Here is a 21,233-nt window from a genome sequence, read left to right as displayed (position 1 = left end):
GCCGGGTTTTTCTTATAGAAGGGTTTTTAGAGAATATGCAGAATTTTTAAGTGAATAGAGAAGAGGGAAGCCGAACATGAAAATAGGATTGATCCGCCATTTTAAAGTGAAAAACAAACCGCCGCGTAAATGGATGACACCAACTGAACTGGACCAATGGTTTAGTGATTATGACACGTCAGATATTGAAATAGGAATAACAGAACCCTGTTCTGAATGGGATATATGCTATAGCAGTGACTTATTTAGAGCTGAAAAAACAGCGCAATCTATATATAAAGGAGAAATAATTACAGCTGAAGAATTAAGAGAAATTCCAGCTTATTCCCTGTTTCATGAGAAAATAAGACTTCCTTATTTTCTATGGATGGTTACGGTCAGAATAGCATGGCTTTTTAATCATAAATCACAGCTTGAGAGCAAAATAAATGCCAATAAAAGAGCTGAAGCCATTATTGATGTGATTTTATCGAAACAAAACAGGAATATTCTCATTGTAAGCCATGGGGGATTCATTCTTTTCATAAAAAGAGTCCTTTTGAAAAGAGGATTTAAAGGTCCTGGCATTCTGAGTCCAATAAACGGAAAGATGTATGTGTTTGAAAAGAAATAAAGCCTGTCCCGATAAGTGGGACAGGCTTTATTTAGGTGCCTTAACGAACACCTTTCATGTAACTTTGAATTTTAGGAGAAAGAATTAACATGAGAACTCCTAAAAGAACGGCAATACCGCCAATGACACCAAAATAGATCATTTCAGTTTCAGGCTTATAAAATTTAACAATTTGTGCGTTAATAGCTTGAGCAGATGCACTTGTCAGGAACCAAAGACTCATTGTCTGTGCTGAGAATGCAGCAGGAGCAAGCTTTGTCGTTGTAGATAGCCCAACTGGTGATAGGCAAAGCTCTCCAAGCACTACCAGGAAGAAGCTAAGTACGAGCCATAATGGGTTAGTCAGTGTATCTGTACCGTTCACGTATGCAGGAATAATCATAATCAAGAATGATAAACCGGCAAAAAACAATCCAAACGCAAATTTTTTCGATGTAGATGGCTGACGGTTGCCAAGCTTTACCCAAAGCCAAGCAAACACTGGCGCCAGGAAGACAACAAATAATGGATTTAACGATTGAAAAAATGATGATGGAATTTCGAAACCGCCAAATGTTAAATCAGTACGAGTATCAGCATAAGCTCCAAGAATAGTAGCACCCTGTTCCTGAATCGCCCAGAACACCATTGCCGCAATGAACAACGGAATATAAGCGATTAAACGAGAACGTTCAACATCTGTTGACTTAGGGCTGTTGTACATCACAATGAAGTATACCGTCGGGATTAGAATACCTAAGATACTAATTATGAATGTGAATTTAGAGATTGTCAGATAGCCGGTAGTAATTGAAATTGCGCCTAAGATAACAATGACGGCAAGTCCAATAGCTAATCTTCCGAAAACTTTCTTTCTCTCAGCAGGAGTCAGGGGATTCGGAACGGCAGTACCTGCCAATCCAAGGTTTTTCTTTTTCGTCAGCAAGAAGACGACTAATCCTAAGAACATACCTACAGCAGCTACACCAAAACCAAGATGGAAATTGTACTTTTGGCCAATTGTACCTACAATTAGCGGTGCAAGCAGTCCGCCCAAGTTGATCCCCATGTAGAAAATACTGAATCCAGAGTCGCGGCGGTTATCATCTTTACTGTAAAGATCACCAACGATATTTGAAATATTTGGTTTAAGCAATCCTGTACCGATTACGATGAAGAACATCGACACGAAGAACGCTGAAATACTTCCTGGGAAAGCAAGTATGATATGACCAAGCATAATGAGAACTCCACCATAAAAAACGGTGCGCGAATTCCCGAGCAATCTGTCAGAAATCCAGCCTCCGATGATTCCGGACATATAAACGAGGGAACCATAGATCGACATAATGGAAAGAGCAGTAGTCTGATCAAGACCAAGTCCGCCATCTTTCATGGAATAATACATATAATACAGTAGAATAGCTCTCATCCCATAATAAGAAAAACGTTCCCAGAATTCTGTGAAGAACAGGGTGAATAGTCCTTTAGGATGACCGAAAAAACCTTTTTGCGGTACACTTTGAACAATTTTATCTTTGTCAATCATTGACATGATGCAAGAAGCCTCCTTTTTACCATGTATAATAATACTACTATTAAAATTGAATTGTCAAAAAAAATGAGAGAAAATGCTATTCTATATGTTTTTTTAATATAATTTAACAAAAATAACAAATACACCAAAAAAATATTTATACATCAGCTGCTTTTCATTTTTTTTATAAGAAAAGCTCGAAATCAGGAGAGTTCAAAGTCAATAAACTTCAATTTCGGACATGATTCTCCTTTACAAACCATTGGTCTGTTTTCTACAATGTAGAAAGGAGGCATAAAAAGATGAAACAATTCGAAAAAAGAGTCCGTTCTGAAAAAATCCTGCTGGAAGCAACTTCAGCTCTAATAGTAGAAATCGGTTGTGCCAAAACGACACTTGCTCAGATCATGAAGCGAACAGGACTGTCGAAAGGGGCAATCTATCACTATATAAAAAGCAAAGACGAACTTCTCGCAAAAGTCCTTGAAACCAGAATTCATGAAACAAATGACCGATTTTTTGAGAGGATGGGCAGAAACAAACAAAAGATGGAGGATCCAATTAACGTTCTATCGGAGAGTTTTGAGGCGCTTCATCATCCAACGAACATTGCAAACCAAATCCTGATGTATTTTATAGGAAGGAAGGATCAGCCTGAAGCAATGAATGCACTTCGTGAATTTGATGAATGGATGTACGAGTTTTCTAAGCTTTGGATACGTTCAGGGCAGAAAAACGGTGTCATCAGTGATCAAATTGATGCCGATCAGACCTCTGAGCTCTTCGTCCTGATGTCATCAGGGTTTCGAATGAGAAGAGTACATAGCGATGACGACTTTTCTTTCCAGACAAGTCAATTTTCGTCTTTTATGAAAGATATATTTAAAGAAAGTCCTGTTTTAATGAAATAATCTTTATATTGAAATTATTGTTTGTACTAATACTTCAGATTTGATAGATAGATAGAAAGACAAAAAAAGAGAACCAGATAAGTTCTCTTTTTCTATTAATCCAGTATTTCAATCTTTACCGTTTTACGGCCCCATTTTCTTGCTTCTGCACTGTTTGGCATCAGAACATCAATCTTGTGATTAATAATGGCCCCGCCAGTGTCACCGGCTATTGCAACACCATATCCTTCAACCCAAACCTTCTTCCCTAAAGGAATGATTTTTGGATCAACTGCAATCAGCTTGATATTCGGGTTTTCTTTTATGTTGATGCCTGTCGCAGTAAAATCACTGGCTGTGTCTTCGTGACTATAAGCTGTTGCGCTTACATAAAAGATATTTCCTTCGTTGCTTTCTTCAGCAGGTTTTTCTTGTACAGGTTTGTTAGAAACTGGTTTTACCGCAGCTTCCTGCTTTTTAGCAGCTGCAATCTTGGCTGCTTCTTCTCTTGCTTTTGCTTCAGCAAGCATTGCTTCCTGTTCTTTCTTTTTAGCGGCTGCTATGCTTGCAGCTCTAGCTTTAGCAGCTTCCTGCTCTTTTTTTATGCTGTCTTCAATCGCTTTCATTTGGGCTTGTAGAGCTGATTTTTCCTGCTGGGCAAGTGTTACTTCAGCAGAGACTTTTTGATATTCCGTCTGCAGTGCGGCCATCTTGTTCTGTCGGTTCAATAACGCTTCCTCGAGCTTAGCTCCGCTCGCAGCAAGAGTTTGCTGCTGCTGCACCAATAGGGTTTCTTGCTTATCAATTTCTTTTTTATCTTCTTCAATTTTTTTTAAATCAGCCTGCTGCTGCTCTAAAATGTCATTGTCCGCATTGAGCAAAGTGGCAACTGCTCCAAGTCTTTCAAAAAAGTTAGAAAAACTTTCCGCATTAACTAACGTATGAATAACAATGTCAGCATGATCATTTTCCTGAAGGGCAACAAGTCTTGCATGCATGATTTCCCCGCGGCTGAATACCTTATCCTGCAATTCAACAATTTCCATTTTCTTTTCTTCGATAATCTGATTCGTCTTGTCGATATCTTTCTGAATATCTGCATATTCTTTTTCATTCTTTGCAACAAGAGATTCCATTACCTGCAGTTCGCTTTGCATTTTTTGAACAGCTGTATGTACAGATTGTTTCTCTTTTTCTTTTTGCTGGAGCACTTCCTGATGTTCATTCAGCTGCTTTTCTGCATGATGTAAAGTATCTTGGTTCGTTTGCGCTAAAACAGTATTATAGCTTGATAGAGTAGCGAAACCAACAGAAAGCGCGGCAATCATACGCATTGAAACTCTCATAAAACAACCCCTTTCTTGTATTTCAGTTATACCACAAAAAGGGGTGCTTTTAGATTACAAATCTGTTAAATAGTTCAAAATGCGACAAAATATCCAAAAGCGAGGCGCCTTGGTCAGCTGGAATTGACCAGGGAAGTCGCTTTTTGCCTTCTCTGGGCAATTGTCTTTTTCACAGCGAGCTAGGTGTAGGAGCTAGACGTAGATACCCTGAATTAGTTCATCACACTTAATAATATTATTTTCATCATATTAAAATGATGAAAAAACCTCTGGCTAAAAGTCATAGGCTGTCGGTTATTGATGCCATTCTCTTAACGTTTGATCGCCCGGAAGGAGGAATGCAAGCATACCTAAAACAGGAAGAACGGAAATGCCGATCATAACGGAAGTTAACCCGAAGGAATCGATTAATGAGCCTAAAGCAACCGATCCAATGGCACCCATTCCAAAAGCGAGGCCAACTGTCAGTCCAGACATCGTTCCGATTTTTCCAGGGATAAGTTCCTGTGCATAAACGACTGTAACAGAAAAACTGGAGCTTAAGATAAATCCAATGACCGCGATAAGCCCATATGCCGCGATTGGACCAGCAAAAGGCAGGATGAGTGCAAATGGAGCTGTAGCAAGCAAGGAACCAAGGATAATCGTACGTTTTCCAAATCGATCGGCAAGCGGACCGCCAGCAAAAGTCCCAAGTGCTCCCATGACAAGGAAGATAAAGATATACACTTGTGACTGGGCGATGCTCACATCATATTTTTCAATTACATAGAACGTATAGAAGTTTGAAATCGCGCTGCCATACCATGATCTGGCGAAAACGAGAAAGACAATGACAATAAGTGCAGAAACAATCGCTCTAGTCAGTTTGACTTCTTTTTTCTTTGATCCATTTTTCTTTTCTTCTTTTCTGATGGCTGCGAGTTTATATGTATACCAGTTAGCGATGTAAAAAAGGAAAATCACCGCGAGTGCAGCTGCAATCGTAAACCAGATGGCTCCAAACTGACCAAATGGAACGAGGATGAGTGCTGTAATGAGCGGCGCCGCAGAAGAACCTGTATTACCGCCCACCTGATAGATTGATTGAGCAAGGCCTCTTCTTTCACCAGCTGCCATATAGGCAACACGGGACCCTTCAGGATGAAATACGGCAGAACCAAGTCCGATAAAAAAGACACTTAATAAAATGGTTGAAAAGGAGGATGCAAAAGCGAGCCCTAATATTCCGAACAAGCTGCTCATCAGCCCAATAGGCAAGGCATAGGGCATTGGTTTTTTGTCTGTATACCAGCCAACAACAGGCTGCATGACTGAGGAAACCATGTTTAGCGTAAAAGCGATAAGGCCGAGCTGTGTAAACGTTAATCCCATCGATTTTTCCAAAATTGGAAACATAGCCGGAATAACCGATTGGATCGAATCATTCAATAAATGGCATAAACCAATAATAAAAAGAATGTTATATACGGTAGGTGATGGATTTTGAATCGGTTTTTTTAAAGAAGCTGCCTGGCTCATTTGCTACGTCCTTTCTCGGGTCTAATATTTCGGAATACGAAGATTATCTACTAGTCATAATATTATCAACGAATTGGAAAAATTCAAGTGAAAAAAGGCAGAAACAGGGCATGATAAAAACTCTCTGTAAAATTGTTAAAGAAATCCTTGATTGTTCCCATAAAAGGAGTAAAATAGATTTTAAAATTTACCTAAAAATTTAAAAATATTAGGGGATGTTCGCATGAAAGTTGTGAAGTTTGGCGGAAGTTCTTTAGCTTCCGGAGAACAGGTCGAAAAAGTGTTTGATATAGTCGTCTCCGATCCTGAACGGAAAATTGTTGTCGTCTCTGCACCTGGAAAACGATTTGCGGAAGATCGCAAGGTGACAGATTTACTTATTGAAATAGGAGAAAAGTGTCTGCAGGGACAAGATGCACCAGAATATACAGCTGCTGTTATTGCCAGGTACGCTCAACTTGCAGAGGAATTGAAATTAGGGCATGAAATCGTTTTCAATATCGAAAAGAACCTTCAGCAGCTTCTAAATGGAAATCAATCAAATCCAGCCAGATACATAGATGCCATTAAAGCAAGCGGAGAAGATAACAACGCAAAACTGATTGCGGCGTACTTTAAAAGCAAAGGAAATGAAGCTTCCTATATAAATCCGAAAGACGCCGGTTTGATTGTAAAAGAGATTGGCGGAACAGCTCAAGTGCTGGAAAAGTCTTATAAAAACCTTCAATCTTTAAAGAATCTCCCTGGTATTTTAATCTTTCCCGGTTTCTTTGGGTATAACGAAGATGGCGAAGTTGTTACATTTTCCCGAAGCGGGTCGGACATTACAGGTTCTATTTTAGCGAATGGCACTGGCGCAGGCCTGTACGAAAATTTTACTGACGTTGATGCAGTCTTTTCGGTTAACCCAAACGTTGTGCCAAATCCAAAAGAAATCCGTGAGCTGACCTATAAAGAAATGCGGGAATTATCTTATGCCGGATTTTCTGTGTTTCATGATGAAGCATTAATTCCGGCCTTTAAAGCAGGAATACCAGTTCATATTAAAAATACAAACAATCCGCAAGCAGATGGAACAAGAATTGTGAACGAACGAAAACATACAAACGGGCCGGTTATTGGGATTGCAAGCGATGATGATTTTTGCAGCATTTACGTGAATAAATATTTAATGAACAAAGAAGTGGGATTTGGCCGAAAACTGCTGTCTATTATAGAGGAGTTTGGTTTAACCTATGAACATAGCCCGTCTGGAATTGATGATCTCAGCATTATTTTAAGGCAAAAACAAATGGATGCAGAAACTGAAAAAAAGATTTTGGAACGCATTTATTCCGGTCTTCATCCTGATGAAGTGAAGGTTGAACATAATTTATCTCTCATTATGATGGTGGGAGAAGGGATGCGTCACAACATCGGAACGGCTGCCAGGGCTTCAAAGGCACTGGCTGATGCTGGAGTCAATATTGAGATGATCAATCAAGGCTCCTCTGAAGTAAGCATGATGTTTGGTGTGAAGGAAGCGCAGGAGAAAAAAGCCGTTCAGGCACTGTATGCAGAATTTTTTGTTGGGGTATATGCTTAATAGTGAGAGGGAGCACTGCTAATGTTGATTAGCAGTGCTTTATTTTATTCTTTTTTAATACCGATCAACATTAGCAGCAAATATGAGGAGACTTATACCTACACTCTTATCCTAATTAAGATATAATAAGAGAATATACCGATAATTCAGAAATAAGGAGTGAGCAGGAGATTGATAAAGAAGGTGGCTGTTATTGGATCTGGAACAATGGGACATGGCATTGCTCAAGTGTTTGCAAGTGCTCAATGTGCCGTTGCGGTTTTTGATTTGAAAGAAGAGCTTGTTATAAAAGCAGAGCGGATGATCGTCAAGAATTTAGATGTGATGAAAAATGAATCTTATATTAGTGACAAGGAGATACAGGAAACACTTAATAATCTTTCTTTTACTGCAGATCTCGAAGAAGCAGTTCAAGATGCCGATCTTGTTATTGAAGCAATTCCGGAAGTTCTGGACTATAAGCTGCAATTATTTAAAACTCTTGAACGATTAATAAAACCAACAGCCATCATAGCTTCAAATACTTCAACGTTTCCAATCACAAAGCTTGTTGCCCAATGTTCGTTTGCTGAGCGTATGCTCATTACCCATTTTTTTAACCCTGCACATTTAGTTAAGCTTGTTGAAATTGTTAAAACAGAGCAAACACTTCCATGGGTACTTGAAGAGGTTTTTATTCTATTAAACGCTGCCGGAAAAGAAGTTGTTGTACTGAATAAAGATATTCCCGGTTTTATTGCAAATCGCCTGCAGGCTGCTGTCATCAGGGAAGCTTTTTATCTGCTTGAGGAAGGAATTGCAAACGCAGATGACATTGATAGAGTCATGACTGAAGGGCCTGGAATGAGATGGGCCTTAAATGGACCGCTGCGCATCGCAGATTTAGGAGGACTTGATATATGGGAAAAAGTTACCGCTCATCTTTTCCCGGAGCTTGATGCCAGAACAGCACCGCCTGACTTTATTGTAGAAAGTGTAAAGCAAGGCAATCTTGGAGCTAAAACAGGGAAAGGCATCTATGAATATAGCGATAGTAAAAACATGACAGCTTTCAAACGAGATAAACAGCTGATCCATTTGCTTAAAATGAGTTTATAAATGTAAGCGTTTAATTACAAGGAGGGGAAAGATTGAACACTTTTTCAGTTTTAAGAACTCCAAAAACCATTATATACGGAAGAAATTCTTTTCAAAAAGCGGGACTAGAATCCACCCAATATGGCAAAAAAGTACTTATTATCAGTGACACAATAATGAAGGATCTTGGTTATGTGAAAGAGGCAGAAAAACTTATTCACGAGTGCGGCGGGGAGAGCAGCGTATACTTAGGTGTTGTTTCAGAACCGACCGACCTCTTTGTTCATGAGGCACTGGAACAATTCGAGAAGGATAATTGTGATGTGATTATGGCTCTCGGAGGCGGCAGCTGCATTGATACGGCCAAAGCCGTCGCCGTACTTGCTGCGAATGGCGGATATATAGGAGACTATATGGGAGGAAAAAAGATCGCAGATCAAGCTCCAATTCCGCTCATCGCTATCCCGACAACTGCAGGAACGGGGTCTGAAGCAACAGATGTTACCATCATTACAAACACAAATAATGATGTAAAAATGATGATTAAGCAGCCTGCATTTATGCCAGCATGTGCAATTATTGATCCGATTTTAACGATCTCATCTCCTAAACAAATCACTGCAGCAACAGGAATTGATGCACTGAGTCATGCACTTGAGGCATACATATCGAGAAAAGCACACCCAATGACGGATATGCTTGCGTTATCTGCCATAAAAAACATTCTGCCTCATATGCGGAATGTTTATGAAGATGGTCATCATATGCAGTCAAGAGAGGCGATGTCTTTAGGTTCTCTTCAGGGCGGAATGGCGTTTTCAAATGCTTCTGTTTGTCTCGTACATGGCATGTCCCGCCCAATCGGCGCGCTGTTTCACGTACCGCACGGCATATCGAATGCAATGCTGCTGCCGGCAGTACTTGAGTTCAGCATGGATCATTGCATTGAAAGACTGGCTGATGTCGGCAGAATTTTTTCAGAAGATAAAATGTCAGACAAAGAAGCTGCACAGCACGCCATCGATGAAATTAAAGCCCTTTGTCAGGAATTAAATATTCCAAACCTTAAAGGCTGGGGAATTCACCAGCAGGCATTTGAAAAGGCAATCCCTAAAATGGCCTATGACGCAATCGCAAGCGGAAGTCCGGGCAATAATCCAAAGGTACCGACATTGGAAGAAATAACGGAGCTTTATAAACAATCTTATACGTATTCCTTTCATTCTACAAAACTAGCTGCAGGAGGGGAAAAATATGAAAACAATTGAAAATTATAGGAACGGTGAATGGGTTGCTTCTCGTACAGGGAAATTTGATGAAGTTCCAAATCCTGCAACAGGAGATATTCTAGCGAGTGTCGCCATTTCTGGTAAAGAAGATGTAGATCTCGCAGTAAAATCCGCAAAAGAAGCATTTGAATCATGGAGCAAAACTCCCGTTCCAAAACGGGCTAGAGTTCTTTTCAGCTATCAGCAGCTGCTGATCAAACACGCAGAAGAGCTTGCAGAATTAATTACCTCTGAAAATGGGAAAAGCTTAGAGGAAGCACGCGGCGAGGTGCAAAGAGGAATTGAATGTGTAGAATTTGCAGCAGGAGCTCCGACTTTAATGATGGGGTCTGTTTTGCCTGACATCGCAACAGATATTGAGTCTGCAATGTATCGTTACCCTGTTGGAGTTGTAGGCGGAATTACTCCCTTTAATTTTCCGATGATGGTCCCATGCTGGATGTTTCCTCTGGCCATAGCGTGCGGAAATACATTTGTGCTGAAGCCTTCAGAACGAACACCGATTTTAGCATCCAGACTGGCAGAGCTCTTTTCAGAAGCAGGACTGCCTGCTGGTGTGTTAAATATCGTCAATGGAGCGCATGATGTTGTAAATGGCATACTGGAGCATAAAGGCATTAAAGCTATATCATTTGTAGGCTCACAGCCTGTAGCAGAATATGTTTATAAAACAGCTGCCTCGCATGGGAAACGTGTTCAAGCACTTGCTGGCGCAAAAAATCATTCGATTGTATTGTCTGACTGTGACATTGAAAAAGCGGTCACAGGGATTATTGGTGCAGCTTTTGGAAGTGCCGGCGAAAGATGCATGGCATGCTCAGTAGTGGCAGTTGTCGATGGAATTGCAGACGAATTCGTAGATAAACTCGTACAATCAGCCAATCAGCTGGCCATGGGAAATGGTCTAGATGATGATGTTTTCCTTGGTCCTGTCATTCGAAGCTCACATCTTGATAAGGTCTTAAACTATATTGAACTGGGAGAAAAGGAAAAAGCAAAACTAGTGAAAGATGGAAGAATCGATTCAAAGAAACATGAGAAAGGCTATTTTATCGGAGCAACCATTTTTGATAATGTCACGAAAGAAATGACCATTTGGAAGGATGAAATTTTTGCTCCCGTTCTGAGTGTTGTCCGAGTGAAAAGTCTGCAAGAAGCAATCGAACTGACAAATGAATCCGACTTTGCTAATGGAGCCGTTCTTTATACGTCAAGCGGCAAAGCAGTTCGGGAATTTCGTGAAAAAATCGAAGCGGGGATGCTCGGAGTAAATGTAAATGTGCCCGCACCTATGGCCTTTTTCCCTTTTTCAGGCTGGAAAAATTCATTTTATGGTGACCTGCATGCAAACGGGAAAGATGGCGTTGAGTTTTACACAAGGAAAAAAGTGGTTACACAGCGCTGGTTTAATTAACATGACTGTATAAGGTGTATCATGTATACTAAATAGTTCAGGCAGGCAAGCTCAGAAACAGGAGCTTGCCTCTTTTAAATGAACGGGGAAGTGGCAAGATGACAACAAGCACGTATTTAAAAGAATGGCAGCAGGCTCTCCAAATGGAGATCGGCTATTTAAAAAAATATGGCAGTACAAAATATCGGGTTACAAATGGTCACCTATTATCAAGTAATGATGCTTTTACTTATTATTTTGAAACAAACGGCTCAATTAAAATTCCAATAGGATCTGCAATTAAATTAGAATGGGACGGTGTCAAGCATGATGGACGAGTTTTGTCCTCTGAGGGAAAAAGCATTATTCTTTCATTTGAAAGAACGTTCGGCGATTTAATCCATGAAGCTTTTCTTTTCCATGATCCGTGGGAACTGCTTGAAGAATTAATTGCACGTTTAGATGAAATAAAGAAAAGCAAGAAAAAGCGCTCCAGAATTAAAAGATTGATGGATCCTTCAATGCCTGCGAAACATCCGGCAGACAAGGTTAAAAGCAATGTCCATGAATTGCTGCTAAGGTCAAAATACAATACTGTCACATTCGTTTGGGGACCTCCTGGTACAGGGAAAACTTATACACTGGCAAGAACAGCTGCAAATCATTATTTCAAAGGAAAACGAGTACTCATTCTATCCCACAGTAATAGCGCAGTTGATGTGTTAATGAAGGAAATCTCTGCTTTTATTCAAAAAAAGGAAAGATTTAAAGAAGGGGAACTCCTTCGCTACGGGTCTGGGAGCGGGGAAACCAGTTTCCCTGTTCCGATTACAACAAGTGACCTGCTGATTCAAAAAGATCCTGCTTTATCTGCGAACAAACAACAGCTTCTTGAAGAAAGAAAGCATTTAAAAAAGGATTTATCAGATTCGTTCAGCAAGAGGGATTCAAATCAGCTGCTTGATCTGGAAACGAAAATAAGCCGAGTGCTTGAGAAAATCCGCAAGCAGGAATCTGAGTTTGTAAAAGAAGCATTTGTAATCGGTGCAACGCTAGCAAAGGCAGCCAGTGATCCAGCTATCTATGAAGATGAATATGATGTGGTGATTGTAGATGAGACGAGCATGGCATACGTTCCCCAGGCGGCATTCGCTGCATCTCTTGCAAAGCGCGTGATCGTATGCGGTGATTTTAAACAGCTGCCTCCAATTGCCTCTTCTCGCCATTCCTTAGTAGAAAAGTGGTTAAAAGAAGATATTTTTATTCGGTCAGGAGTGGCTGATTTTACGAAACACTTGCACCCGCACATGCTTTTATTAAAAGAACAGCGAAGAATGCATCCTGATATATCAGCCTTTACCAATCAATATATCTATCAAAAAAAGGTAGGAGATCATGAAAGTGTAAAGAAAAGCCGAAATAAGATTGTTTCAGAAGCGCCTTTCCCTAACCGTGCTTCAATCCTGCTTGATACGAGCCATACGGGTGAACATTGTATGAAAGAAAAGACATCACATTCAAAATTCAACCTTTGGCAGCTGCTCCTGTCTTTTCAAAGCATTCATGAAACCTATCTTTCAGGAACACGTTCAATTGGATATGTAACCCCATACCGGGCACAGGCTGTTCTCATGCAGCAGCTGTTAGGAGACTTATATCAAGAAGAACTTCAAAATGCTGACATTCTTGCGGCAACGGTTCACAAATTCCAAGGCAGCGAGCGGGATGTAATGATTTTTGATACAGTTGATAGTTTTCCTGAGAACCGAGCAGGGATGCTGACAACCGGCAAAGACAGCGCGAGACTCATCAATGTTGCGATTACGAGAACGAAAGGCAAGTTCATCCATGTCAGTGATGCGGCTTTTATCCGTGAAAAAGTGTATCGCAGCAAACCGCTAAGGCAGCTTGTGGACCATCAGGAGGAAAATCATCAAAGCATTCCTCATCAGCAAATCGGCACATGGGTTAAACATCAGCATCAAAAGCTAAGGTGGATTCATGCTTTAAAAGATGATCAGCTCTTTGCTGACATTCAATCTGCTAAACAATCGGTTATCATTTCATTGCCTAAGTCTATGAACTTCTCAAATAAATGGCTGGAAGAACTTGCAAATGTAAAGCGTTCTATCAGACTTCACATTATTTCTGAAAACGACCCGCAAAATGAATTCAGATGTCAGTGGATACAGGAAAATCTTTCGTTTCCATTTGTCATAATCGATGATCATCTTTTATGGCTCGGTCAGCCCTTTGAAGGAGCAAACCGAGTTAAGCCTCCTTTTGTGTCAGCAAGACTTGAATCTAAAAATACGGTGAAGCATTTTATAAGTCAGATCCCCCTTTCGTGAAAAGAGGAACATTGGATTTTTTCACGAATTATTACCTTTTATAGACGTATTCAAAGGGTGAACTATCAATGGACTACAATGTAAAGCTCGCTGATGTTTCTGAAAAAATAATCGTGGAAAATTTACTGCAATATTACTTTTACGATTTCACAGAGTTTAACTCCGCAAAAGTAAACGAACAAGGCAGATTCAATGACTATCCATATTTCGAAAACTATTGGACCGAAGAAGGGAGATTTCCTTATTTGGTTAAGGTCAATGGAGAATATGCAGGTTTTGTGCTGGTAAGATATGATGCTCCAGGGGATTATTTTTCAATAGCGGAATTTTTTATTATGAAAAAATTCCGCCGATCTGGACTTGGAAAAAACATAGCTCAAGACATTTTTCGTTTGCACAAAGGAAAGTGGGAAGTCTTGCAAATTGAAAAGAACATATCGGCACAGGTTTTTTGGAAGAAAGTTATCCGAGAATTTACAGCTGGCCATTTTATTGAACGTGAGGAAAATGGCAATAGAGTTCAAGAGTTTCAGAATCCAGCAATATAAAAAACTAAATGGTTATTAAACAATCAACACTTCTGGCAAGAAGATTTAGCATTTATTTATAGATAAGGAGTGTCATCTCATGTTCCATACAGTAATTGAACCAAGAGTCTCTGAAACGGATGGAGTCGGCCACATAAACAATACAACCATTCCGGTCTGGTTTGAAGCAGGGCGCAATCAGCTTTTTTCCTTATTTAATCCAGACCTGTCTTTTCATAACTGGAAAATGATCATCCTGAATATGAATGTCGATTTTGTCAGCCAAATTTATTACGGAAAACAGGTAGATGTATATTCTTGGGTTAAAAGAATCGGAAACTCCAGTTTAGAACTCTATGAAGAAATGCATCAGAATGGGCAATTATGTGCAAAAGGCACGGTCATTTACGTTCATTACAATGTTCCACTGAAAAAATCGGAGCCTATACCTGATCCTATAAGGCAGCAATTAGAAACCCATCTATATAGAAACGAATGAAAAGATTAAATTTAAAGCTTGTTTTTTCTGAAATTTCAAAATACACTAGTAACATACCAACTGGTTAGTATTTTTATAATGGAAAGGATTGAAGGTTATGCACTTACGTTTAACTGACGAGCAAAGAATGGTTCAAAAAACAATTCGGAAATTTGTTGAAAATGAATTAATGCCGCTCGAAAATACCGTTCTAAGAAATGAATTAGAAGGAAAACCAAGTCTGTCAAAAGAAAAAATGGTGGAGCTTCAGCAAAAAGCGAAGCAGTCCGGCTTCTGGGGCATCAATACACCAGAAGAATACGGGGGTGCCGACATTGGCCAAATGATGCTTGCGATTGTGCAAATGGAAGTCTCCAAAACTTTCGTCCCATTCCGTTTTGGCGGATCTGCAGACAATATTCTTTATTATGCAAATGAAGAACAAAAACAAAAATATTTAATCCCAACGATCAATGGAGACAAAAAATCATGCTTTGCAATGACAGAACCAGCAGCCGGTTCTGATACAAGAAATATTCAAATGACGGCTGTAAAAGATGGGAATGAATGGGTATTAAACGGTGAAAAAACCTTTATCACTGGCGGTAACGAAGCTGATTTCGTCATGGTTATTGCGATTACAGACAAAGAAAAGCACCGGGCAACAGGCCGTGATGGCGTGACATGTTTTATCGTCGACCGCGACATGGGCTGGACATCTGAATACATTCATACAATGGGCGAATGGGGTCCTGCAAGCTTATTTTTCGATGGAGTCCGAGTGCCGGAAGAAAATATTCTAGGTGAATTGCACGGAGGCTACAAGCTTGGACTTGAGTGGATCGGATTTGCAAGATGGATTGTAGGCGCGACAGCTGTCGGAGCGGCAGAGCGTCTGCTTCAGATGGCGATTGACTATTCAAAAGAACGTGAAACATTTGGGAGACCAATCGCTGATCGCCAGGCAATCCAATGGCAAATCGCTGACTCGGCAACCGAAATCGAAGCTGCCAAATGGCTCGTATTAAATGCAGCTTTCACGCTTGATCAAGGAGAAGACAACCGTCACTTAGCCTCAATGGCTAAATTATATGGCTCAAATATGGGGAATCGCGTCGTTGACCGCGTCCTGCAAATTCATGGAGGCATGGGCTATACACGTGAACTGCCGATTGAACGCTGGTACCGCGAAGCACGCCTTTGGAGAATTTACGATGGAACCGATGAAATTCAGCGCTTAATCCTCTCCCGCAATCTCTTAAAAGGTAATGTAAAGATTGGTCAGTTTATTTAAAAGAGGGGGCGAGGTATCATGTTCAAGCAATTAATTGGAAGCGCTTCCGTTAGTGTGAAAAATACAATTGAAAGAGGAGCCGTCATCAAATTTGCTGATGCAATTGGTGATCTCAATCCGCTTTTTATAAACGAAGAAGCAGGTGCAAACTCGAAATACAAACGAAATCTTGCACCTCCTACATTTCCAATTACATTAAACTACGGAACAATTGAAGGCTTAGAGCTCCCTAAAAAAGGACTTATACATGGCGAACAATCGTTTCGCTATAACATTCCTCTTTTTGTAGGTGATATTGTTTTCTGCTCTGCCAGACTTGTAAACTACAAGGAACGATCGGGCAGCGGAGGAAGAATGGGTATGCTCACAATTGAAAGAATGGGAGAATCCGCTGAAGGCGAACGGATCTTTACAATGATACAAACTGTCATCATTACAGAAGCAGTCAGAAAGGTGATGAACGTATGATGATAGCTGACTTTAAAGTAGGACAACAATTAGAGAACATCACTCTGCCGCCGGTCTCAAGGCTTGATCTCATCAAATATGCAGGAGCTTCAGGCGATTACAACCCGATTCATACGATAGATGATGAAGCAGAAAAAGCAGAGTTGCCGGGTATTATTGCTCATGGAATGTGGACGATGGGCAATTTATCAAAGCTCTTTTCTCCATATTATGATGCAGGTTATATCGAAGACTACTCCATTCGCTTTAAGGGAATGGTGTTTTTAGAGGATGTCATAACGCTGCAGGCTGATGTTTATGAAATAAATGAAACAAAGGCAGCATTTCATGTCAGAGCAATTAACCAAGATGGGGCAGAGGTTGTGAAGGGAACCGCTGTGTTTAGAATCATTTAATAATCAAAATAAATAAGCCTCTTATCCAATGGATGGGAGGCCTTCTTTATCAAAACTGAAAACAGGTTATTTAAGATCAGGCAGCTTATCATCCAGCATAAATTCAGATATCTGCTTTTTTCCATGCTTCCACTTTTTAAATTTCATATACTCCTGAAAATCCTTAAAATCCTCTTTGCTTAGTCCATCTTTTATGGCCTTATTTAATAACGCTTTCCATTCCTCATCAATTGAGACCTCAGAAACACTCTTCTCAGTACCTAGAAGATATTCCAGATCAACATCGAGAGTAAATGAGATTTTTTGCAAAAACTGAATCGATGGGTTTTTTTGAATATCACGTTCAATGTAACTCAAATATGATTTAGAAACACCCGCCAGTTCAGCCAGCTCGCTTATTGAATATCCTTTTTCCTGCCGAAGCTCTCTTAATCGATCACCAACCATTTCTTGTCTCCTTAATCAGAAATAATGTAAATTGCTCTTTCATTATAAAAGACAAATCGTTCTTTATAAAATATCATAATTGTACGATAGAACGAGATATTAAGAGAAATAGAGCGGAAAATGTTCTTTTTAACGAAAAAACAATGAATTTTGGAAGTTTTTACAACTGGGTAAAATAGCATACATTTATAACATGAACTTTTCCTTCAACCGAGAGAAATGTCATTAATAGCAGAAAAGAAAAATAGAAAGAAAGAATATTTACAAAAAATTCATAATAATATAGAACTATTCGCTTGACACGTTCTTTATAAAGAACTAGAATAAAGAACATATAAAAGAAACGGACCAATCATTTTTTTGAATCTTACGTTCTTTATGAAGAACTATTCTTGTTTTGAAAGGTGGAACCTATGAAAAATCCAAATTTCCATGATGAGCCCATAATCTCCGGCAAAGAAAAGGAAATCGATTTAAAAGAGATCTTTACAGTCATCAAAAGGCGTTTCTGGATGATTGCCGTCATAACCATTCTTACAACTTTTGCAGCAGGTTTTTACAGCTTTATGTATACAAGCCCTTTATATGCAACTTCTACACGTATTGCACTAAATACAAATGCAGAGACACTTAATACATTAAATGTCATCATAAAGGATCCGGCAGTGCTTGAAAAAGTGTCTGCAAAGCTGAAACTAAATCGTTCAGGTGAAGCATTAAGCGGTCAAATAAATGTAGAAACGATCGGAACCTCACAAGTTATTAATATCTCTGTCATTGACTCTAATGCTGTTCTTGCAGCAGATATTGCAAACACAATTGCTGAAATCTTTCAGGATGAAATCCCTGATTTTATTGTCATTGATGGAATGAAGATAATGGCTGAAGCAAAACCTAACTATTATCCGATTAATGAAAACCACTCACGATACATCATGATGGGTGTCATTGCCGGCATCATCATCGGAGTAGGACTTGTCTTTTTGCTGGATTCATTGGATGACAGCATCCGCAGTAAGAGAGAGGTAGAAGAGATCTTTGATGCTCCAATTCTGGGTGCCGTTTCAAAAATGTCGAAGAGAAATACAACGAAAGGCAATTTAAAAAAGAAGCAGCCCTTAAGGAGTGAAACCATTGGTTCAAAATCCATTTAATACAGTTCCGCCGAGAAAGAAAAGCTTAATTTCTTACTTCAACCCAAACAGCATGATTTCTGATCAGTATCGGACGATTCTTACAAATCTGCAATTTGCATCCATTGACCAAAAGTACAGGTCGCTTCTTGTTACATCCCCAGGATACGGGGAGGGCAAATCTACAACTGTCACAAACCTAGCCGTTTCCTTTGCTTTACAGGGGGAAAAAGTTCTTCTAATCGATGGAGATTTAAGGAAGCCTGCGATACATAATGCTTTTAAACTTGAAAATAACATTGGATTAACAAACGTTCTTATTGGAAATGCAACACTAAAGGAAACCATTCACCAAACGGAGATCGGCAGGCTGGCCATTTTAACAAGCGGATCAATCCCGCATAATCCTTCCGAAATTATTGCATCCCAAGCAATGAAAGACTTAATGATAAAGCTGCTTGATCAATATGATTTAGTCTTGTTCGATTGTCCGCCAGTTTTGGATGTTGTGGACACCAAAATTTTAGCAAATGAATGTGATGGAGTTGTTTTAGTCGTAAATAATGGAAAAACAGATAAAGAGGAAGCTCTTGAAGCAAATAAGATTTTAACAATGGCCAGAGCTACATTGCTGGGAGTCGTCTTAAACGAATATAAATAAAAAATTTTACCATAATCGTTCTTGATAAAGAATAACTGGTGATGTCTCCTATCCACTATCAATGGAGGCACTCGATCACGCTGTGGGTTTAAAAACCTTAGACGCAAGTCGTCGGTAGTGTGGTGTGAGGAGGGGTTAAATGCCCCAATTAATATAGATTTTAACTTTATGCTTTTCGTTAGAAGAACATAAAGTTAAAACCTATATCCAATTAATAGCAGAAAGGAGTGTACACCTGGTGAAAGAGTTTGATACCTATCCGAAGTCATTAAAAAAAATGGTTCGCTATATAAAACAGGATGCAAGCTTGGAACAATTATATGAAATAAAGAAGCTCATTGATGGTTCGATTTATAAAAGATCCTTAATGCTTGAAAAAGGGATCCAGCGAAAAAAACAATATATAGGAGGGTAAGCTGATGACCTATCATCGGAGGCTGTCATTATTAATTATTATTGATTCCGTTATTGTTCTTTCAGCCATCTTCTTTAGCCGCTTTCTTCTAGAGGCAGATCTGCATGTTCTTACATGGCCATTAATCATCAGCTCATTGACCCTGTTAATAAGTCATCATATTTTTTCTTTTCTATATAAGCTTTATAACAAAGCATGGGAATACGCAAGCATCGGAGAACTTTTCATCATTTTTAAGGCGATTACCTTTTCCATTTTAACAACGGCTGTCATGCAGCAGCTTATTGAACAAGAAGCCCATTTCAGGCTGCTTGCAGTAACCTGGATGATACACATGCTGCTGATTGGGGGTTCGCGTTTTTTCTGGAGAATGTATCGGGACACTTACATAAACCGATCAAGCAGCAAGAAAAGAACGTTAATTATCGGGGCAGGTTCAGCGGGAACGATGGTTGCAAGACAGCTGAATAAGAGTGCAGATGCAGATATGCATCCTGTCGCATTTATTGATGATAATGTAAACAAACAAAAGCTCGACATACTTGGCATACCAGTTGTTGGCGGTGTCGCCACCATAGAAGAAAAGGTCCGCGATCTTGAAATTGAGAATATTATCATTGCCATTCCTTCTCTAAGCAAAAAAGGATTGCAGAACATTTTTAATGAATGCTTAAAAACAAAAGCAAAAACACAAATTATCCCGATGCTGGAAGATTTAATTACCGGTAAAGTTTCGGTTAATCAAATTCGCGAGGTTCGTGTTGAAGATCTTTTAGGACGCAAGCCAGTTGAACTTGACATAGACAGCATCTCTGAAAACATATCAGAAAAGACAGTGCTCGTAACTGGTGCTGGAGGGTCAATAGGATCTGAGATTTGCAGACAAATCATAAAATTCAGACCTAGCAAACTAGTTCTTCTGGGACATGGAGAAAACAGCATTTATTCGATTGAAATGGAGCTACGTGGCGAGGCAGAAGAACAAAAAATTGAACTAGTCACCGAAATCGCCGATCTTCAAGATGAGAAAAAAATGTATGACGTCATGAGCAGACATCAGCCTTATATCGTCTACCATGCAGCTGCACATAAACACGTGCCGTTAATGGAACGAAATCCTGAAGAAGCTGTGAAAAATAATGTGATCGGCACGCGCAATGTAGCAAGTGCTGCAAGATGGGCAAATGTTGGAATATTCGTCATGGTTTCAACGGATAAAGCAGTAAATCCAACAAGTGTAATGGGTGCTACGAAAAAACTGGCAGAAATGCTTGTTCAGCACTTCGATCAAATCAGTAAAACCAAATTTGTAGCCGTTCGCTTTGGAAATGTATTAGGCAGCAGGGGAAGCGTCATCCCTCTTTTCAAGAAGCAAATAGAAAAAGGCGGACCTGTAACTATCACTCATCCTGACATGGTTCGGTATTTTATGACCATTCCCGAAGCTTCAAGACTTGTCTTGCAGGCAGGAGCACTTGCACGAGGCGGGGAAATATTCGTACTTGATATGGGAGAGCCTGTGAAAATCATTGACCTTGCTAAAAACCTAATAAAAATGTCAGGTCACACACTGGATGACATTGACATCGAAGTAACAGGGATGAGACCAGGAGAAAAACTATTTGAAGAATTACTGAAGGATGATGAAGTTCATGATCATCAAGTATATCCGAAAATCTACGTCGGAAAAACGGCTACTCTTTATATAGAAGAAATACAGCATATCATTGATTCATTTTCAAAAATGGAAAAAAGTGAACTGCGTGAAAAACTTCTTAATCTGGCAAACCAAAGGGTGCCTGAAAAAGAACTATTGTCGATACCTAGTTAAAAA

20 protein-coding genes are annotated in these 21,233 nt (G+C 39.6%); 16 read left to right on the top strand and 4 right to left on the bottom strand.

From position 1 onward, the window contains the following. Positions 1–76: 76 nt before the first annotated feature. Complete coding sequence (locus CYJ36_RS07335) at positions 77–613, top strand: histidine phosphatase family protein (RefSeq protein ID WP_101566313.1); 537 nt, start codon at positions 77–79, stop codon at positions 611–613. Between the two features lie 40 nt (positions 614–653). On the opposite strand, the gene CYJ36_RS07330 is transcribed toward CYJ36_RS07335, so the two are convergent. Then, positions 654–2,147 (bottom strand): peptide MFS transporter, encoded by a 1,494-nt coding sequence (locus tag CYJ36_RS07330; protein WP_101566311.1) that lies wholly within the window; start codon positions 2,145–2,147, stop codon positions 654–656. 284 nt (positions 2,148–2,431) lie between these two features. Here CYJ36_RS07330 and CYJ36_RS07325 point away from each other — a divergent pair, with 284 nt between their 5' ends. Continuing rightward, entirely contained in the window at positions 2,432–3,040 is a 609-nt protein-coding gene (locus CYJ36_RS07325; RefSeq protein WP_101566309.1) for a TetR/AcrR family transcriptional regulator, read from the top strand. A gap of 95 nt (positions 3,041–3,135) precedes the next feature. On the opposite strand, the gene CYJ36_RS24630 is transcribed toward CYJ36_RS07325, so the two are convergent. Then, complete coding sequence (locus CYJ36_RS24630; RefSeq protein WP_101566307.1) at positions 3,136–4,365, bottom strand: 3D domain-containing protein; 1,230 nt, start codon at positions 4,363–4,365, stop codon at positions 3,136–3,138. Positions 4,366–4,659: 294 nt separating this feature from the next. Further along, positions 4,660–5,886 carry an MFS transporter gene (locus CYJ36_RS07315; RefSeq protein WP_101566304.1) on the bottom strand — a complete coding sequence of 409 codons (1,227 nt, stop codon included), beginning with the start codon at positions 5,884–5,886 and terminating at the stop codon, positions 4,660–4,662. 223 nt (positions 5,887–6,109) lie between these two features. On the opposite strand from CYJ36_RS07315, the gene CYJ36_RS07310 reads away from it, so the two are divergent. The 10 genes from CYJ36_RS07310 to CYJ36_RS07265 all read left to right on the top strand — a co-directional run bounded on the left by CYJ36_RS07310 (position 6,110) and on the right by CYJ36_RS07265 (position 16,743). Further along, on the top strand, positions 6,110–7,471 hold the full coding sequence (locus tag CYJ36_RS07310) for an aspartate kinase (RefSeq protein WP_101566302.1): 1,362 nt from the start codon (positions 6,110–6,112) through the stop codon (positions 7,469–7,471). A gap of 171 nt (positions 7,472–7,642) precedes the next feature. After that, on the top strand, positions 7,643–8,569 hold the full coding sequence (locus CYJ36_RS07305; protein WP_101566300.1) for a 3-hydroxyacyl-CoA dehydrogenase family protein: 927 nt from the start codon (positions 7,643–7,645) through the stop codon (positions 8,567–8,569). Between the two features lie 32 nt (positions 8,570–8,601). Further along, complete coding sequence (locus CYJ36_RS07300) at positions 8,602–9,816, top strand: iron-containing alcohol dehydrogenase (RefSeq protein ID WP_101566298.1); 1,215 nt, start codon at positions 8,602–8,604, stop codon at positions 9,814–9,816. Continuing rightward, a complete protein-coding gene (locus tag CYJ36_RS07295) occupies positions 9,803–11,251 on the top strand; it encodes a CoA-acylating methylmalonate-semialdehyde dehydrogenase (RefSeq protein ID WP_101566296.1) in 1,449 nt (482 codons plus the stop codon). The genes CYJ36_RS07300 and CYJ36_RS07295 overlap by 14 nt, the downstream gene beginning before the upstream one ends. 98 nt (positions 11,252–11,349) lie before the next feature. Continuing rightward, complete coding sequence (locus CYJ36_RS07290) at positions 11,350–13,581, top strand: AAA domain-containing protein (RefSeq protein WP_101566294.1); 2,232 nt, start codon at positions 11,350–11,352, stop codon at positions 13,579–13,581. A gap of 68 nt (positions 13,582–13,649) precedes the next feature. After that, positions 13,650–14,129, top strand: coding sequence for a GNAT family N-acetyltransferase (locus CYJ36_RS07285; RefSeq protein WP_101566292.1), 480 nt, complete (start codon positions 13,650–13,652; stop codon positions 14,127–14,129). A 79-nt stretch (positions 14,130–14,208) separates the two neighbouring features. After that, positions 14,209–14,607: an acyl-CoA thioesterase gene (locus tag CYJ36_RS07280; RefSeq protein WP_101566289.1), complete on the top strand. Its 399-nt coding sequence runs from the start codon at positions 14,209–14,211 to the stop codon at positions 14,605–14,607. Between the two features lie 97 nt (positions 14,608–14,704). Further along, positions 14,705–15,880, top strand: coding sequence for an acyl-CoA dehydrogenase family protein (locus CYJ36_RS07275; protein WP_101566287.1), 1,176 nt, complete (start codon positions 14,705–14,707; stop codon positions 15,878–15,880). Between the two features lie 18 nt (positions 15,881–15,898). Further along, positions 15,899–16,348, top strand: coding sequence for a MaoC family dehydratase N-terminal domain-containing protein (locus CYJ36_RS07270; RefSeq protein ID WP_101566286.1), 450 nt, complete (start codon positions 15,899–15,901; stop codon positions 16,346–16,348). Next, positions 16,348–16,743 carry a MaoC/PaaZ C-terminal domain-containing protein gene (locus CYJ36_RS07265; protein WP_257962414.1) on the top strand — a complete coding sequence of 132 codons (396 nt, stop codon included), beginning with the start codon at positions 16,348–16,350 and terminating at the stop codon, positions 16,741–16,743. Before CYJ36_RS07270 ends, CYJ36_RS07265 begins: the two co-directional genes overlap by 1 nt. Positions 16,744–16,809: 66 nt before the next feature. Here the strand turns inward: CYJ36_RS07265 and CYJ36_RS07260 are convergent, their stop codons facing one another. Continuing rightward, positions 16,810–17,190 (bottom strand): XRE family transcriptional regulator, encoded by a 381-nt coding sequence (locus CYJ36_RS07260; RefSeq protein WP_101566282.1) that lies wholly within the window; start codon positions 17,188–17,190, stop codon positions 16,810–16,812. A 413-nt stretch (positions 17,191–17,603) separates the two neighbouring features. On the opposite strand from CYJ36_RS07260, the gene CYJ36_RS07255 reads away from it, so the two are divergent. From CYJ36_RS07255 to CYJ36_RS07245, 4 genes are all read left to right on the top strand, one after another. Beyond that, a complete protein-coding gene (locus tag CYJ36_RS07255; protein ID WP_101566281.1) occupies positions 17,604–18,344 on the top strand; it encodes a YveK family protein in 741 nt (246 codons plus the stop codon). Further along, the gene (locus CYJ36_RS07250; protein WP_374702786.1) at positions 18,316–18,984 is read left to right on the top strand and encodes a CpsD/CapB family tyrosine-protein kinase; all 669 of its coding nucleotides are present in this window, start codon (positions 18,316–18,318) and stop codon (positions 18,982–18,984) included. Before CYJ36_RS07255 ends, CYJ36_RS07250 begins: the two co-directional genes overlap by 29 nt. Positions 18,985–19,222: 238 nt before the next feature. Then, complete coding sequence (locus CYJ36_RS23575; RefSeq protein WP_180850128.1) at positions 19,223–19,399, top strand: hypothetical protein; 177 nt, start codon at positions 19,223–19,225, stop codon at positions 19,397–19,399. A 4-nt stretch (positions 19,400–19,403) separates the two neighbouring features. After that, on the top strand, positions 19,404–21,230 hold the full coding sequence (locus CYJ36_RS07245; RefSeq protein WP_101566279.1) for a polysaccharide biosynthesis protein: 1,827 nt from the start codon (positions 19,404–19,406) through the stop codon (positions 21,228–21,230). Positions 21,231–21,233: the final 3 nt, after the last annotated feature.

This window comes from Bacillus sp. UMB0893 (assembly GCF_002858905.1).
In the GTDB taxonomy this organism is placed as follows: Bacteria; Bacillota; Bacilli; order Bacillales; family Bacillaceae; genus Bacillus_P.
Note: the sequence above shows the minus strand (reverse complement) of the source record. Positions and strands in the feature narration are given on the sequence as shown.